At 64.8% G+C, this 16,316-nt stretch carries 7 protein-coding genes and 1 pseudogene; 4 read left to right on the forward strand and 4 right to left on the reverse strand.

Annotation, left to right across the window (positions count from 1 at the left end):
• Positions 1 to 142: 142 nt before the first annotated feature.
• Positions 143 to 1,294 (forward strand): annotated as a pseudogene (locus AC1RLW_RS13310) (ESPR-type extended signal peptide-containing protein); the annotation flags it as partial.
• Here the strand turns inward: AC1RLW_RS13310 and AC1RLW_RS13315 are convergent.
• From AC1RLW_RS13315 to AC1RLW_RS13330, 4 genes are all read right to left on the reverse strand, one after another.
• Positions 1,222 to 11,535 carry a hypothetical protein gene (locus tag AC1RLW_RS13315; RefSeq protein ID WP_493193395.1) on the reverse strand — a complete coding sequence of 3,438 codons (10,314 nt, stop codon included), beginning with the start codon at positions 11,533 to 11,535 and terminating at the stop codon, positions 1,222 to 1,224. The pseudogene AC1RLW_RS13310 and the gene AC1RLW_RS13315 overlap by 73 nt on opposite strands.
• Positions 11,536 to 11,562: 27 nt before the next feature.
• Positions 11,563 to 12,225, reverse strand: a complete 663-nt coding sequence (locus AC1RLW_RS13320; protein ID WP_493193396.1) for a hypothetical protein — start codon at positions 12,223 to 12,225, stop codon at positions 11,563 to 11,565.
• A 15-nt stretch (positions 12,226 to 12,240) separates the two neighbouring features.
• Positions 12,241 to 12,591 (reverse strand): hypothetical protein, encoded by a 351-nt coding sequence (locus tag AC1RLW_RS13325; RefSeq protein ID WP_493193398.1) that lies wholly within the window; start codon positions 12,589 to 12,591, stop codon positions 12,241 to 12,243.
• A gap of 84 nt (positions 12,592 to 12,675) precedes the next feature.
• Positions 12,676 to 12,891 (reverse strand): hypothetical protein, encoded by a 216-nt coding sequence (locus tag AC1RLW_RS13330; RefSeq protein WP_493193400.1) that lies wholly within the window; start codon positions 12,889 to 12,891, stop codon positions 12,676 to 12,678.
• A 477-nt stretch (positions 12,892 to 13,368) separates the two neighbouring features.
• On the opposite strand from AC1RLW_RS13330, the gene AC1RLW_RS13335 reads away from it, so the two are divergent.
• From AC1RLW_RS13335 to AC1RLW_RS13345, 3 genes are read left to right on the forward strand one after another with little or no spacing between them, the layout of a single operon-like run.
• Positions 13,369 to 14,520, forward strand: coding sequence for a DUF2827 domain-containing protein (locus AC1RLW_RS13335; RefSeq protein WP_493193402.1), 1,152 nt, complete (start codon positions 13,369 to 13,371; stop codon positions 14,518 to 14,520).
• Complete coding sequence (locus AC1RLW_RS13340) at positions 14,517 to 15,683, forward strand: DUF2827 domain-containing protein (protein ID WP_493193404.1); 1,167 nt, start codon at positions 14,517 to 14,519, stop codon at positions 15,681 to 15,683. The genes AC1RLW_RS13335 and AC1RLW_RS13340 overlap by 4 nt, the downstream gene beginning before the upstream one ends.
• 11 nt (positions 15,684 to 15,694) lie before the next feature.
• Positions 15,695 to 16,282: a hypothetical protein gene (locus AC1RLW_RS13345; protein ID WP_493193406.1), complete on the forward strand. Its 588-nt coding sequence runs from the start codon at positions 15,695 to 15,697 to the stop codon at positions 16,280 to 16,282.
• The last annotated feature ends 34 nt before the right edge of the window (positions 16,283 to 16,316 follow it).

Raw genomic sequence — 16,316 nt, forward strand, 5'->3', positions numbered from 1 at the left:
GTAAACGGCTGCGTACATTACCGCGTCCATTGTGAACGTCAGGGTAACTACGACCCTGGCTGGGGCAACGAGCCGCGGGCGGTCGTTGCCTTCCTCCGCCGTTGATACCGCGCCCGCCCTCTGTGAACCGAGCTCGAAGAATATGAACAAGTCTTACCGAAGTATCTGGAATGAAGCCCTGGGGGCCTGGGTTGCGGCGTCTGAACTCACTTCGGCGCGGGGAAAGAAGAGCAAGTCGCGGGTGGCGACCGTGGCTGCTTTGGTGGTGGCGGGAGCGGCGGCGGGGTATGGAGGTGGGGCGCTGGCTCAGTACGTTCCGAGTTCTAACTATGGTGTGGCATCGGGTGAGTCGGTTGCTATCGGCAGCAGCAGCGGCGCTGACAGGGCCTTTGCGTCGGGTAACGGCGCTGTCGCGTTGGGTCAAGGCGCAAATGCGACCGGTGGTGTTGCCATTGGCGGCTTCTCGATCGCCAACGGCGCCCACGCCGTTGCCATCGGGCAATCGGCCAACGCGGTAAGTGGCGGCGTCGCTCTTGGATACAACGCCCAGGCGCCGCAGGATGCTGCTGTCGCCATTGGATGGGGCGCGAATGCGACAGGCTCGGCCTCAGGCATCGCAATCGGAGATCGCGCCAACGCGACGGGGACCAATGCGATCGCGATCGGGGGCAACGCAAACCAGACGGCCACGTTGGCAAATGGTGCCGGCGCTCTCGCGGTGGGGTCTGGCGCGCAGGCTACTGGGACTGGAGCAGTTGCATTCGGCGGCTTGGGCGGCACAGCCGGTGGCTCACGCGCGACCAGTACATATGCGGTCGCCATCGGCGCTGCTGCCCAGGCGACAGGCTCGGGTGCTGTCGCACTGGGCGGCGACGCCACCAGTGCCGCGGTTGCGGCCGGCACCAATTCCCTCGCTTTCGGCGCTGGGGCCAAGACGAATACGGGTACGACCGGCGCCGTCGCCATGGGCGCGAACGCTCAGGCCACGGCTTCCGACGCGTTCGCCATGGGTACGGGGGCCAAGGCCAACGTTGCCGGCGCAATGGCTCTGGGCTTGAACGCGCAGGCAACGTCGGCCAACGCGGTCGCCATCGGTGCCAATGCGATTGCCAGCACTGCGACCGCGGCGCCCACCGCGACGATCGGCCCGGTAACCTACTCGGGGTTTGCGGGCGCGTCGCCTATTGGCGTGGTCAGTGTGGGCTCGCTCAACAACGAACGTCAGATCACCAATGTCGCAGCAGGACGGATCACCGACACCAGCACGGATGCCATCAACGGCAGCCAGTTGTATTCGACGCTGAGCACGACCAACAGCAGCATCAGCAGCCTGTCGACGTCGACGTCTTCGGGCCTGAGCACGGCCACGAGCAGCATCGCCAGCCTGTCCACGGGCCTGAGCACCACAAACAGCAACGTCGCCAGCCTGTCGACCTCCACATCGTCGGGCCTGAGCACGGCGAGCAGTCGCATTAACAGCCTGTCGACTTCGACGTCGTCGGGACTGAGCACGGCCACGAGCAGCATCTCGAGCCTGTCGACCGGCCTGAGCACCACGAACAGCAACGTCGGCAGTCTTTCGACCTCCACGTCGACCGGCCTCAGTACGACCAACAGTCGCATCGACAGCCTGTCGACATCGACGTCGTCGGGCCTCAGCACGGCGACGAGCGGGATCTCCAGCCTGTCCACAGGTCTGAGTACCACGAACAGCAACGTCAGTAGCCTGTCGACTTCTACGTCGTCCGGACTGAGCACCAGCAGCAGCCGCATCGACAGCCTTTCGACATCGACGTCGAGTGGTCTGAGCACGGCGACCAGTGGCATCTCGAGTCTGTCGACTGGCCTGAGCACAACGAACAGCAATGTCGGCAGCCTGTCGACCTCCACGTCGTCGGGTCTGAGCACCGCAACCAGCGGCATCTCCAGTCTGTCGACTGGCCTCAGCACAACGAACAGCAACGTCGGCAGCCTCTCGACTTCGACGTCGTCGGGTCTGAGCACGACCAACAGCCGCATCGACAGCCTCTCGACGTCCACGTCGTCTGGCATGAGCACCGCTACCAGTGGCATCTCCAGCCTCTCCACGGGGTTGAGCACAACGAACAGCAACGTGAGCAGCCTGTCGACATCGACGTCGTCTGGCTTGAGCACGGCCACGAGCGGCATCTCGAGCCTGTCCACCGGTCTGAGCACGACGAACAGCAACGTCAGCAGCTTGTCGACCTCCACGTCGTCCGGCCTGAGCACCAGCAGCAGCCGCATCGACAGCCTTTCGACGTCCACATCGAGCGGTCTGAGCACGGCGACCAGTGGCATCTCGAGTCTGTCGACTGGCCTGAGTACGACCAACAGCCGCATCGACAGCCTGTCGACTTCGACGTCGTCGGGCCTCAGCACAGCGACGAGCGGGATCTCCAGCCTGTCGACTGGCCTTAGCACCACGAACAGCAACGTGAGCAGCCTGTCGACTTCGACGTCGTCTGGTTTGAGCACGGCCACGAGCGGCATCTCCAGCCTGTCCACAGGCCTGAGCACTACGAATAGCAACGTCAGCAGCTTGTCGACGGGCCTGAGCACGACCAACAGCAGCGTCAGCAGCCTGTCGACTTCGACGTCGTCCGGCCTGAGCACGGCCACGAGCAGCATCTCCAGCTTGTCCACGGGCTTGAGCACCACGAACAGCAACGTGGGTAGCTTGTCGACCTCGACATCGTCGGGTTTGAGCACGACCAACAGCCGCATCGACAGTCTCTCGACGTCCACATCGAGCGGCCTGAGTACTGCGACCAGTGGTATCTCGAGCTTGTCCACGGGGCTGAGCACGACGAACAGCAACGTGAGCAGCCTGTCGACATCGACGTCGTCGGGCCTGAGCACTGCCACCAGCGGCATCTCCAGCTTGTCCACGGGCCTGAGCACCACGAACAGCAACGTCAGCAGCTTGTCGACGTCCACCTCGTCCGGTTTGAGTACCGCTACGAGCGGCATCAACAGTCTGTCGACGGGCCTGAGCACGACCAACAGCAATGTGAGCAGCCTGTCGACGTCGACGTCGTCGGGCCTGAGTACTGCAGCTAGCGGCATTTCGAGCCTGTCCACAGGTCTGAGCACGACGAACAGCAACGTGGGCAGCTTGTCGACCTCGACGTCGTCGGGTCTGAGCACGGCCAATAGCCGCATCGACAGCCTCTCGACATCTACGTCGTCGGGCCTGAGCACGGCGACCAGTGGTATCTCCAGCCTGTCCACAGGTCTGAGCACCACCAACAGCAATGTCAGCAGCTTGTCGACCTCGACGTCGAGCGGCTTGAGCACGGCAACCAGCGGCATCTCTAGTTTGTCGACGGGCCTGAGCACGACCAACAGCAACGTCAGCAGCCTGTCGACTTCGACATCGTCCGGCCTGAGCACCGCGACCAGCGGCATCTCCAGTCTTTCGACCGGTCTCAGCACCACGAACAGCAACGTCAGCAGCCTGTCGACCTCGACGTCGTCGGGCTTGAGTACGGCAACCAGCGGTATCTCAAGCCTGTCCACGGCGCTGAGCAGCACCAACAGCAACCTGGACAGCCTCTCGACGTCTACGTCGTCGGGACTGAGCACGGCCACGAGCGGTATCTCCAGCCTGTCCACGGGCCTGAGCACGACGAATAGCAACGTGGGCAGCTTGTCGACCTCGACATCCAGTGGTTTGAGCACGACCAACAGTCGAATCGATAGCCTCTCGACGTCTACGTCGTCGGGCCTGAGCACGGCCACGAGCAGCATCGATAGCTTGTCGACGTCTACCTCGAGCGGTCTGAGCACTGCGACCAGTGGCATCTCCAGTTTGTCGACGGGCCTGAGCACGACCAACAGCAACGTCAGCAGTCTGTCGACCTCGACGTCGTCTGGTCTGAGCACAGCGACCAGCAGCATCTCCAGCCTGTCCACGGGTCTGAGCACGACGAACAGCAATGTCAGTAGCCTTTCGACCTCCACGTCGAGCGGCTTGAGCACAGCCACGAGTGGCATCGACAGCCTGTCGACTGGTTTGAGCACGACCAACAGCAACGTCAGCAGCCTGTCGACCTCGACGTCGTCGGGCTTGAGTACGGCAACCAGCGGCATCTCGAGCCTGTCTACTGGCCTGAGCACGACCAACAGCAACGTGAGTAGCCTGTCGACTTCGACATCGTCGGGCTTGAGTACGGCAACCAGCGGCATCTCGAGCCTGTCTACTGGCCTGAGCACGACCAACAGCAACGTGAGTAGCCTGTCGACTTCGACATCGTCGGGCCTGAGCACTGCGACCAGTGGCATCGCCAGCCTGTCGACGGGCTTGAGCACCACGAACAGCAACGTGGGCAGCTTGTCGACTTCGACGTCCAGCGGTTTGAGCACGACCAATAGTCGAATCGATAGCCTTTCGACCTCCACATCGTCGGGCCTGAGCACCGCCACGAGCAGCATCGACAGCCTCTCGACGTCTACGTCGAGCGGTCTGAGCACGGCGACCAGTGGCATCACCAGCTTGTCCACGGGCCTGAGCACGACCAACAGCAACGTCAGCAGTCTGTCGACCTCGACGTCCTCGGGTCTGAGCACCACCAATAGTCGTATTGACAGCCTCTCGACGTCTACGTCGTCGGGCCTTAGCACGGCGACGAGCAGCATCGATAGCTTGTCGACGTCTACCTCAAGCGGTCTGAGCACAGCGACCAGCGGCATCGCCAGCTTGTCCACGAGCCTGAGCACAACCAACAGCAATGTGAGCAGCCTGTCGACTTCGACATCGTCGGGCCTGAGCACCGCGACCAGTGGCATCGCCAGCCTGTCGACGGGTTTGAGCACCACGAACAGCAACGTGAGCAGCCTGTCGACTTCCACGTCGTCTGGCCTCAGCACCGCCACGAGCGGCATCTCCAGCCTGTCTACAGGCCTGAGCACCACGAACAGCAATGTGGGCAGCCTGTCGACTTCGACATCGTCGGGTCTGAGCACAGCCAACAGCCGTATCGACAGCCTGTCGACGTCCACGTCGAGCGGCCTGAGCACCACGAACAGCAACCTGGACAGCCTTTCGACCTCGACGTCGAGTGGCTTGAGCACGGCGACCAGCGGCATCTCCAGCCTCTCCACGGGCCTGAGCACGACGAACAGCAACGTGGGCAGCCTGTCGACTTCGACATCGTCGGGTCTGAGCACGGCGACCAGTGGGATCTCCAGCCTGTCGACCGGTCTGAGCACGACCAACAGCAATGTGAGCAGCCTGTCGACGTCCACGTCGTCGGGATTGAGCACAGCCACGAGCAGCATTGACAGCCTTTCGACTTCGACGTCGTCGGGGCTGAGCACCGCAACCAGCGGTATCTCCAGCCTGTCCACGGGCCTGAGCACGACGAACAGCAACGTGAGCAGCTTGTCGACCTCGACGTCGTCTGGTTTGAGCACGGCTACGAGCAGCATCGATAGCCTTTCGACTTCGACGTCGTCGGGCTTGAGCACGGCCACGAGCAGCATTGATAGCCTTTCGACGTCGACGTCGTCGGGTCTGAGCACCGCCACCAGCGGGATCTCCAGCCTGTCTACCGGCCTGAGTACCACGAACAGCAATGTCAGCAGCTTGTCGACCTCGACGTCGTCGGGGCTCAGCACGGCGACCAGTGGCATCTCCAGCCTGTCCACTGGCCTGAGCACTACGAACAGCAACGTCAGCAGCTTGTCGACCTCGACCTCGTCCGGTCTGAGCACGGCCACGAGCAGCATCGACAGTCTCTCGACGTCGACGTCGTCCGGTTTGAGCACCGCTACCAGCGGTATCTCCAGTCTGTCCACCGGCCTGAGCACCACGAACAGCAACGTCAGCAGCCTCTCGACCTCGACGTCGTCCGGCCTGAGCACGGCCACGAGCAGCATCGACAGCCTGTCGACGGGATTGAGCACGGCGACCAGTGGCTTCTCGAGCCTGTCCACCGGCCTGAGCACCACCAACAGCAACCTGGACAGCTTGTCGACGTCCACGTCGAGCGGCTTGAGCACGGCCACCAGCGGTATCTCCAGCCTGTCCACGGGTCTGAGCACCACGAACAGCAACGTCGGCAGCTTGTCGACCTCGACTTCGTCTGGCTTGAGCACGACGAACAGCCGTATCGACAGCCTGTCGACGTCCACGTCGTCGGGCTTGAGTACGGCGACCAGTGGCATCGATAGCCTGTCTACCGGCCTGAGCACGACGAACAGCAACGTGAGCAGCCTGTCGACCTCGACCTCGTCTGGCCTGAGCACGGCGGCGAGCAGCATCGACAGTCTGTCGACTTCGACCTCGTCGGGTTTGAGCACTGCCACCAGCGGCATCTCCAGCCTGTCCACTGGCTTGAGCACGACCAACAGCAACGTCAGCAGCTTGTCGACCTCGACCTCGTCCGGTCTGAGCACGGCCACGAGCAGCATCGACAGTCTTTCGACTTCGACGTCGTCTGGTTTGAGCACTGCCACCAGTGGCATCAACAGCCTGTCCACCGGCCTGAGCACCACCAATAGCAACCTGGACAGCTTGTCGACATCCACCTCAAGCGGCTTGAGCACGGCAACCAGTGGTATTTCGAGCCTGTCGACTTCGACGTCGTCTGGCTTGAGCACGGCGACGAGCAGCATTGGCAGCCTTTCGACCTCGACGTCGTCTGGTTTGAGTACTGCGACCAGCGGTATCTCCAGCTTGTCCACTGGCCTCAGCTCCACGAACAGCAACCTGGACAGCCTGTCGACGTCCACGTCGAGTGGCTTGAGCACGGCCACCAGCGGTATCTCGAGCCTGTCTACGGGCCTGAGCACCACGAACAGCAATGTGAGCAGCCTGTCGACCTCCACGTCGTCCGGCCTGAGCACTGCGACCAGCGGCATCTCGAGCCTGTCCACTGGCTTGAGCACCACGAACAGCAACGTGAGCAGCTTGTCGACTTCGACGTCGAGCGGCCTGAGCACGGCCACGAGCAGCATCTCGAGCCTGTCCACTGGCCTGAGCACAACGAACAGCAATGTCAGCAGTCTTTCGACCTCGACGTCGAGTGGGCTGAGCACGGCCACGAGCGGCATTGAGAGCCTCTCGACTGGTCTGAGCACGACCAACAGCAACGTGAGCAGCTTGTCGACGTCTACGTCGTCGGGCCTGAGCACGGCCACGAGCAGCATCAATAGCCTCTCGACCGGCTTGAGCACGGCGACCAGCGGTATCTCCAGTCTGTCGACTGGCCTGAGCACCACGAACAGCAACGTGAGCAGCCTGTCGACATCCACGTCGACCGGGCTGAGCACGGCCGCGAGTGGCATCGATAGCCTGTCGACGGGGCTCAGCACGGCGACCAGTGGCATTTCCAGCCTGTCCACTGGTCTGAGCACGACGAACAGCAATGTCGGCAGCTTGTCGACCTCGACGTCCTCGGGTTTGAGCACGGCTACGAGCCGCATCGATAGTTTGTCGACCGGTTTGAGCACCGCAACCAGCGGTATCTCCAGTCTGTCCACTGGCCTGAGCACCACGAACAGCAACGTCAGCAGCCTCTCGACGTCTACGTCGTCTGGCCTGAGCACGGCGACCAGTGGGATCTCGAGCCTGTCGACCGGCTTGAGCACCACGAACAGCAACGTGAGCAGCTTGTCGACCTCCACGTCGTCGGGTTTGAGCACTGCCACCAGCGGCATCTCCAGCCTGTCTACGGGCTTGAGCACGACAAACAGCAACGTCAGCAGCTTGTCGACCTCCACGTCGTCTGGCTTGAGCACTGCGACGAGCAGTATCGACAGCCTGTCGACCGGGCTGAGTACCACGAACAGCAACGTGAGCAGCCTGTCGACTTCGACGTCGAGCGGCCTGAGCACGGCAACCAGCGGCATCTCCAGCCTGTCCACTGGCCTGAGCACGACCAACAGCAACGTCAGCAGCCTGTCGACCTCGACGTCGTCCGGCCTGAGCACTGCGACGAGCAGCATCGACAGCCTGTCGACCGGCTTGAGCACGACGAACAGCAACGTGAGCAGCTTGTCGACTTCGACGTCGAGCGGCCTGAGCACGGCCACGAGTGGCATCTCGAGTCTGTCCACCGGCCTGAGCACGACGAACAGCAACGTCAGCAGCCTGTCGACCTCGACGTCGTCCGGCCTGAGCACTGCGACCAGTGGCATCTCGAGCCTGTCCACGGGCTTGAGCACGACGAACAGCAACGTCAGCAGCCTGTCGACTTCGACGTCGAGTGGCCTGAGCACGGCTACGAGCGGCATCTCGAGCCTGTCGACGGGCCTGAGCACTACGAACAGCAACGTCAGCAGCCTCTCGACGTCCACGTCGTCTGGCCTGAGCACGGCGACCAGCGGTATCTCGAGCCTGTCCACCGGCTTGAGCACGACGAACAGCAACCTGAGCAGCCTGTCGACTTCCACGTCGTCCGGCCTCAGCACCGCTACCAGCGGCATCGACAGCTTGTCGACGGGTCTGAGTACCGCAACCAGTGGTATCTCCAGCCTCTCCACGGGATTGAGCTCGGCAACCAGCGGCATCTCCAGCCTGTCCACCGGCTTGAGCACGACGAATAGCAATGTCAGCAGCCTGTCGACTTCAACGTCGTCGGGACTGAGCACGGCCACGAGCGGCATCGACAGCCTCTCGACCGGCTTGAGCTCGGCGACCAGCGGCATCTCGAGTCTGTCTACTGGTCTGAGCACAACGAACAGCAACGTCAGCAGCCTCTCGACCTCCACGTCGTCTGGTCTGAGCACCGCGGCGAGCGGCATCGACAGCCTCTCGACCGGCTTGAGCACGGCGACCAGTGGCATCTCCAGCCTGTCGACCGGCCTGAGCACCACGAACAGCAACATCAGCAGCCTCTCGACGTCGACGTCGTCCGGCCTCAGCACTGCTACCAGCGGTATCTCCAGCCTGTCCACGGGCCTGAGCACGACGAACAGCAATGTCAGCAGCCTGTCGACGTCGACCTCGTCCGGTCTCAGCACCGCTACCAGCGGCATCGACAGCCTCTCGACTGGTTTGAGCACGGCGACCAGTGGCATCTCCAGCTTGTCCACTGGCTTGAGTACGACGAACAGCAACGTCGGTAGCTTGTCGACTTCGACGTCGAGCGGCATCTCCAGCCTGTCGACCGGCCTGAGCACCGCCACCAGCGGCATCTCCAGCCTCTCCACAGGCCTGAGCACCACCAACAGCAACGTCAGCAGCCTCTCGACTTCCACGTCGTCTGGTCTGAGCACCGCGACGAGCGGAATCGACAGCCTCTCGACTGGTTTGAGCACGGCGACCAGTGGCATCTCCAGCCTGTCCACGGGCTTGAGCACGACGAACAGCAACGTCAGCAGCCTGTCGACTTCCACGTCGTCCGGCCTGAGCACAGCCACCAGCGGCATCGACAGCCTGTCGACGGGCCTGAGCACGACCAACAGCAACGTCAGCAGCTTGTCGACTTCCACGTCGTCCGGCCTCAGCACCGCTACCAGCGGTATCTCCAGCCTGTCCACCGGCTTGAGCACGACGAACAGCAACGTGAGCAGCCTCTCGACGTCTACGTCGTCTGGCCTGAGCACGGCCACGAGCGGAATCGATAGCTTGTCGACGGGTCTGAGCACCGCAACCAGCGGCATCTCCAGCCTGTCCACCGGCTTGAGCACGACCAACAGCAACGTCAGCAGCCTGTCGACCTCGACGTCGTCTGGCCTGAGCACCGCTACGAGCGGAATCGACAGCCTGTCGACCGGTCTGAGCACCGCCACCAGCGGTATCTCAAGCCTGTCCACCGGTCTGAGCACCACGAACAGCACCGTGGGCAGCTTGTCGACTTCCACGTCGAGCGGCATTTCCAGCCTGTCGACGGGCCTGAGCACCGCCACGAGCGGCATCTCCAGCTTGTCCACCGGCTTGAGCACGACGAACAGCAACGTCAGCAGCCTGTCGACTTCCACGTCGAGTGGCCTGAGCACCGCTACGAGCGGAATCGACAGCCTGTCGACCGGCTTGAGCACGGCGACCAGTGGCATCTCGAGCCTGTCCACGGGCTTGAGCACGACGAACAGCAATGTCAGCAGCCTGTCGACGTCGACGTCGTCCGGTCTCAGCACCGCTATCAGCGGCATCGACAGCTTGTCGACGGGGCTGAGCACCACGAACAGCAACGTCGGTAGCTTGTCGACTTCGACGTCGAGCGGCATCTCCAGCCTGTCGACCGGCCTGAGCACCGCAACCAGCGGCATCTCCAGCCTGTCCACCGGCTTGAGCACGACCAACAGCAACGTCAGCAGCCTGTCGACCTCGACGTCGTCTGGTCTGAGCACCGCGACGAGCGGAATCGACAGCCTCTCGACTGGTCTGAGCACGGCGACCAGTGGCATCTCCAGCCTGTCCACTGGACTGAGCACGACCAACAGCAACGTCAGCAGCCTGTCGACTTCCACGTCGAGTGGCCTGAGCACCGCTACGAGCGGAATCGACAGCCTGTCGACCGGCCTGAGCACTGCCACCAGTGGCATCTCTAGCCTGTCCACCGGCTTGAGCACGACGAACAGCAACGTGAGCAGCTTGTCGACTTCCACGTCGTCCGGCCTCAGCACCGCTACCAGCGGCATCGACAGCTTGTCGACGGGTCTGAGCACCGCAACCAGCGGCATCTCCAGCCTGTCCACCGGCTTGAGCACGACGAACAGTAACGTGAGCAGCCTCTCGACATCTACGTCGTCTGGCCTGAGCACCGCGGCGAGCGGAATCGACAGTCTGTCGACCGGCCTGAGCACCGCCACCAGCGGCATCTCGAGCCTGTCCACCGGCCTGAGCACCACGAACAGCAACGTCGGTAGCTTGTCGACTTCGACGTCGAGCGGCATCTCCAGTCTGTCGACGGGGCTGAGCACCGTCACCAGCGGTATCTCAAGCCTTTCGACCGGCCTGAGCACGACGAACAGCAACGTGAGCAGCCTGTCGACTTCCACGTCGTCGGGTTTGAGTACGGCCACGAGCGGCATCGACAGCTTGTCGACGGGTCTGAGCACGGCCACCAGCGGTATTTCCAGCCTGTCCACTGGCCTGAGCACCACGAACAGCAACGTCGGTAGCCTGTCGACTTCGACGTCGAGCGGGATCTCCAGTCTGTCGACGGGCCTGAGCACCGCCACCAGCGGCATCTCCAGCCTCTCGACGGGCCTGAGCACGACAAACAGCAACGTGAGCAGCCTCTCGACCGGTCTGAGCACCGCCACCAGCGGCATCTCCAGCCTCTCGACCGGTCTGAGCACCGCCACCAGCGGCATCTCCAGCCTCTCCACAGGCCTGAGCACCACCAACAGCAACGTCGGCAGCCTCTCGACCTCCACGTCCTCGGGCCTGAGCACCGCCACGAGCAACATCGACAGCCTCTCGACCGGCCTCAGCACGACGAACAGCAACGTCGACAGTCTCTCGACCTCGACCTCGTCGGGCCTGAGCACGGCCACGAGCAGCATCGACAGCCTGTCGACCGGCCTGAGCACCACGAACAGCAACGTCAGCAGCCTGTCCACCTCGTTCTCGTCCGGCTTGAGCACCGCCTACAGCGGCATCTTCAGCCTGTCGACGGGCCTGAGCACGACGAACAGCAACCTGGGCAGCCTGTCGTCCTCGACCTCGACCGGCCTGAGCACCGCCAACAGCAGCATCGGCAGCCTGTCCACCGGCCTGAGCACCGCCAACAGCGGCATCAACAGCCTGTCGACCGGACTGAGCACGACCAACAGCAGTGTGGGCAGCCTGTCGACCGGACTGAGCACGACGAACAGCAACCTGAACAGCCTCTCGACCTCCACGTCGTCCGGCCTGAGCACGGTCACGAGCAGCGTGAACAGCCTGTCGAGCTCGGTGTCCACCGGCCTGAGCACCTCGGCCAGCCGCATCGACAGCCTGTCGACCGGCCTGAGCACGGTGGGCAGCAGCGTCGACAGTCTTTCGACTGGCCTGAGCACCACCAACAGCGCCGTCGGCAGCCTGTCGACCGGCCTGAGCACGACGAACAGCAACGTGAGCAGCCTCTCGACCGGGTTGAGCACGACCAACAGCACCGTCAACAGCCTGTCGACCGGCCTGAGCACCACCAACAGCAACCTGGACAGCCTGTCCACCAGCGTGGGCGGCGCAGCCAGCGGGCTCTCCAGCCTGTCGACCTCGACGTCGACCGGCCTGAGCACGGCGATGAGCGGCATCGGCAGCCTGAGCACGACGGTCAGCTCGATCTACAACGGAGGCACCAAGTACTTCCACGCCAACTCGACCAACACCGACTCCAAGGCCACCGGTGCGGAAGCGGTGGCGATCGGGCCGCGTTCCGAAGCCAGCGGCGCCAACTCCTTCGCGGCCGGCAACGGCGCGCGGGCCACGGCCGACGGCGCGGTGGCGGTGGGCTTCGGGGCGCAGGCCACGGGCACCAACGCGATCGCCATCGGCACCGGGGCGCTGGCCACGGGCTCGCAGGCCATCGGCGCGAACTCCCGTGCCGGCGGCGGCGGCGTGGCCCTGGGTGACGGTGCGGACGCCGGCGGCACGCCGCTGAGCAAGGCGCAGAACATCGCGCAGGGCACGGCCATCGGCTTCGGCGCGGTGGTCCAGCAGACCGGCGGCGTGGCACTGGGTGCGAACTCGGTGGCCTCGCGGGCGGCGGGCGTGGCTGGCTACGTGCCGGGCAGCGCGAATGCGCAGCAGGAAGCGGCCATCAAGGCCACGACCAGCACGCAGGCGGCGGTGTCGGTGGGCGATGCGGCCAACAACCAGTTCCGCCAGATCACGGGCGTGGCAGCCGGCTCGTCCGACAGCGACGCGACCAACGTGGCGCAGCTGAAGGCGGTCTCGGCGGCTGCGAAGGCCAGCAGCGTGCAGTACGCCACCAACCCCGACGGGTCGGTGAACTACAACCAGATCACGCTGGGCACCGAGACTTCGGGTCCCACGCGCATCAGCAACGTGGCACCAGGCGTGCTGCCGGGCGACGCGGTCAACCTGGGCCAGCTGCAGCAGGTGCAAAAGCAGGTGGGCGACGTGGCGCGCATCGCCTACTCGGGCTCGGCGATGGCCTTCGCGATGTCGGGCACCTACCTGCCCACGCTGTACCCGGGCGAGAAGACGATCGGCATCGGCATGGGGTCGTACAAGGGCTACAGCGCGGTGGCGCTGACCTTCAAGGCCCTGTCGGACGACGGCAAGATCTCCTGGGGCGCGGGCCTGAGCTCCACCGGCAAGGAGTGGGGCGTCAACGCGGGCATCGGCTGGAAGTGGAAGTAAAAGGCCGCTAGGCCGACGCCCCCCGGTCCGGTGGCTCCCGCGCCCTGCGCGCGGGAGCCATTGTTTTTTTGGTACACACTTCGCCCATGCGCATCGGTATTTCAGTCCTCTCCCACGCGGGGCAGAACATCTGGGAAAACGGAATGGGACAGAACGTCCTGTTCCTGGCCCGGCTGCTGCAACGCATCGAATTCGTCGAGTCCGTCACGCTCATCGACGCGGGCGACCAGCAGGCGATGCCGCCGCAGGTCGACCTGTCGGCCATGGGGCTCACGCTGGGCCGTGCCCGCGAGCTGACCGACGCGCTCGACGTGGTCATCGAAATGGCCGGCGCGCTCGACGTGCAGTGGCTGTCGTACTTCCGCGCCTGCGGCGGACGCGTGGCCTTCCACGGCGTGGGGCAGCCCTTCGTGGCGCTGGCCGAGCCGATCGTCTTTGCCGACAAGGGGCACTTCGGCGCCACCGACCGCTGCGACGAGATCTGGCTGCTGCCCAAGGACACGGCCTTTGCGCCGATGATGCGCACGCTGCACCGCTGCCCGGTGCACGAGGTGCCGTACCTGTGGTCGCCGCAGTTCCTGGCGCAGCGCGTGGACGAGGTGCAGGCGCAGGGCTTTCGCTTCGGCTACCAGCCGCGCACGGCGGAGCAACCGGGCTTTCGGGTGGCGATCTTCGAGCCCAACATCTCGGTCGTGAAGTCGTGCAGCATCCCGATGCTGATCAGCGACGGGGCCTACCGCGCCAACCCGGAGCACGTCGCGGCGATGCACGTGCTCAACACGCTGCACCTGAAAGACCATCCGACGATGCTCTACCTGGCCAACTCGCTGGACATCGTGCGCCAGCACAAGGCCACCTTCCACGGACGGCACGACTTCGCCGGCTTCATGGTGCAGCACGCCGACGCGGTGGTGTCGCACCAGTGGCAGAACGACCAGAACTACAGCTACCTCGACGCGCTGTACGGCAACTACCCGCTGGTGCACAACTCGCCGTGGCTGCGCGACGCCGGCTACTACTACCCCGACTTCGACATCGCCGTCGGCGCCGAACAGCTGGCCGCGGCCGTGCGCGGCCACGACGCGCAACTCGACGACTACCGCGCGCGCAGCCAGCGCGTGTTCGATGCGATCGACCCGATGCACCCCGCCAACATCGACGGCTACGCGCAGCGGCTGTTGAACCTGGTGGGCGGCGATCCGGCGTTCCATGCCGGCAACGCGAAGGTGGCCGCATGAGCGAGGTGCACAACCCCACCGCAGGCCCGCGCGCGGCCGCTTCACCGACCCGGCTGAAAGTCGGCGTCTCCATCTTCATCCGCAAGGGCGAGCAGAGCCTGTGGGAGAACGGCGTCTACCAGAACTGCCTGTTCCTCGTGATGCTGCTGCTGCGTTCGCCCTGCGTCGAACGCACGGTGCTGGTGGCCGGCGGCGGCGACGGCGGCCCGGCCGACGCGACCAATTTCCTGGCCGACTCGCCGGTGCCGATCATCGACATGGCCACCGCTGCGCAGGAACTCGACCTCATGATCGAGATGAGCGCGCAACTGGGGCGCGACTGGTCGGTGGCGTTCCGCGAGCGCGGCGGAAAAATCGTCTCGATGCGCGTGGGCAACGACTACGTGATCGACATCGAGCGCATGACCTTCAACAAGCCGCACGGCATGCTGGTCAGCGGCGCGCCCTACGACGAGGTGTGGACGCTGCCCGAGTACGAAACCTCCTGCAAGCCGTACTTCGCGAGCACCTTCCGCGCGCCCACCAAGCTCATGCCGCACCTGTGGAGCCCGATGGTGGTCGAGAAGGCGATGGCGCGCGGCGCCGAGGGCAAGCGCTTCGCCTACGAGCCGGGGCGCAAGCAGTGGCGAGTGGCCATCTTCGAGCCCAACATCTGCATGGTGAAGACCAGCTTCATCCCGATGCTGGGCTGCGAGTCGGCGCACCGCGCGCAGCCGCGCCTCATCGAGAAGATGTGGGTCTACAACAGCTTCCACCTGAAGGACAAGCCGAACTTCGTCGCCTTCGCGCAGAGCCTCGATCTCGTGCGGCACGGGCTGGCGACCTTCGAAGGGCGCTTTCCGCTGTACCAGGTGCTGCCAGGCGCCATCGACGCGGTCTTTGCGCACCACTGGGAGAACGCGCAGAACTACCTCTACTACGAGGCGCTGTACGGCGGCTGGCCGCTCATCCACAACTCGCACCTGATCGGCGACTGCGGCTACCGCTACCACGGCTTCGACTGCGAGGAGGGCGGGCAGGCGCTGCGGCGTGCGTTCGCCGAGCACGACGCCAACCTGCCGGCCTACCGCGAGCGCGCCCGCGCCCTCATCGCCAGGCTCGACCCGGAAGGCGAGGAGAACGTGCGCCTCTACTCGGCGGCCATCGAGAGCCTCTACGCGTGAGGACGACACCGATGACCGCCCTGGCCCGATTCACCGCCGCAGCCTGTGTGCTCGCGGCCGGCAGCGCGCTGGCGCAAGGCGTGCTGGCCCCGCCCGCGGCGCCGCAGGACACGCTCACGCGCGCCGCCGCCAGCGTGGGCGTGCAGCGCTGCCTGCCCGCCATCACGCGGCTGGCCACGCTCACCGTGCAGGGCAGCCGCGCGCACGACGTGCTGCTCGACTGGGACCGCAAGCGCCCCGACGCCGGCCCGGTGTTCTCGCTGGTCGGCATCCAGTACCCGAACGCGGGCGTGGCCGCGTCGATCACCGCCATTCCCGACGACAGCGGCGCCTGCACCGTGGCGGCCGAGCGCATCTCGGTGGCGCCCTTCACCTGCGCCAGCGTGGCCGAGCAGGAACTGAAGAACTACAAACGCACGCCGCTGCTGCCGATCTACACGGTCTACACCGACGACAAGGAGCCGACCTCGTCGGTCTCGCTGATCGATTCGCCGCCGGGCTGCCTCGTGATCCGCCGCTATGTCGAGTACGGCTGGCGCGATCCGAATGCACCCGCGCCGGCTGCCGCGCCGGCCGGGCAGGCGCCCAAGCGCCGCTGATCCCGCGGGCCGCGCGAGCCCGTCTCCGACACGC

The organism is Variovorax sp. GW822-FHT04A09 (genome assembly GCF_058801005.1).

What these genes read in the sequence shown, in the direction of transcription:
- AC1RLW_RS13340 (WP_493193404.1), top strand. Translation starts at nt 14,517, where the DNA reads ATGAGCGAGGTGCACAACCCCACCGCAGGCCCGCGCGCGGCCGCTTCA.
- AC1RLW_RS13345 (WP_493193406.1), top strand. Translation starts at nt 15,695, where the DNA reads ATGACCGCCCTGGCCCGATTCACCGCCGCAGCCTGTGTGCTCGCGGCC.
- AC1RLW_RS13335 (WP_493193402.1), top strand. Translation starts at nt 13,369, where the DNA reads ATGCGCATCGGTATTTCAGTCCTCTCCCACGCGGGGCAGAACATCTGG.
- AC1RLW_RS13325 (WP_493193398.1), bottom strand. Translation starts at nt 12,591, where the DNA reads ATGGCCGTGCCCTGCGCGATGTTCTGCGCCTTGCTCAGCGGCGTGCCG.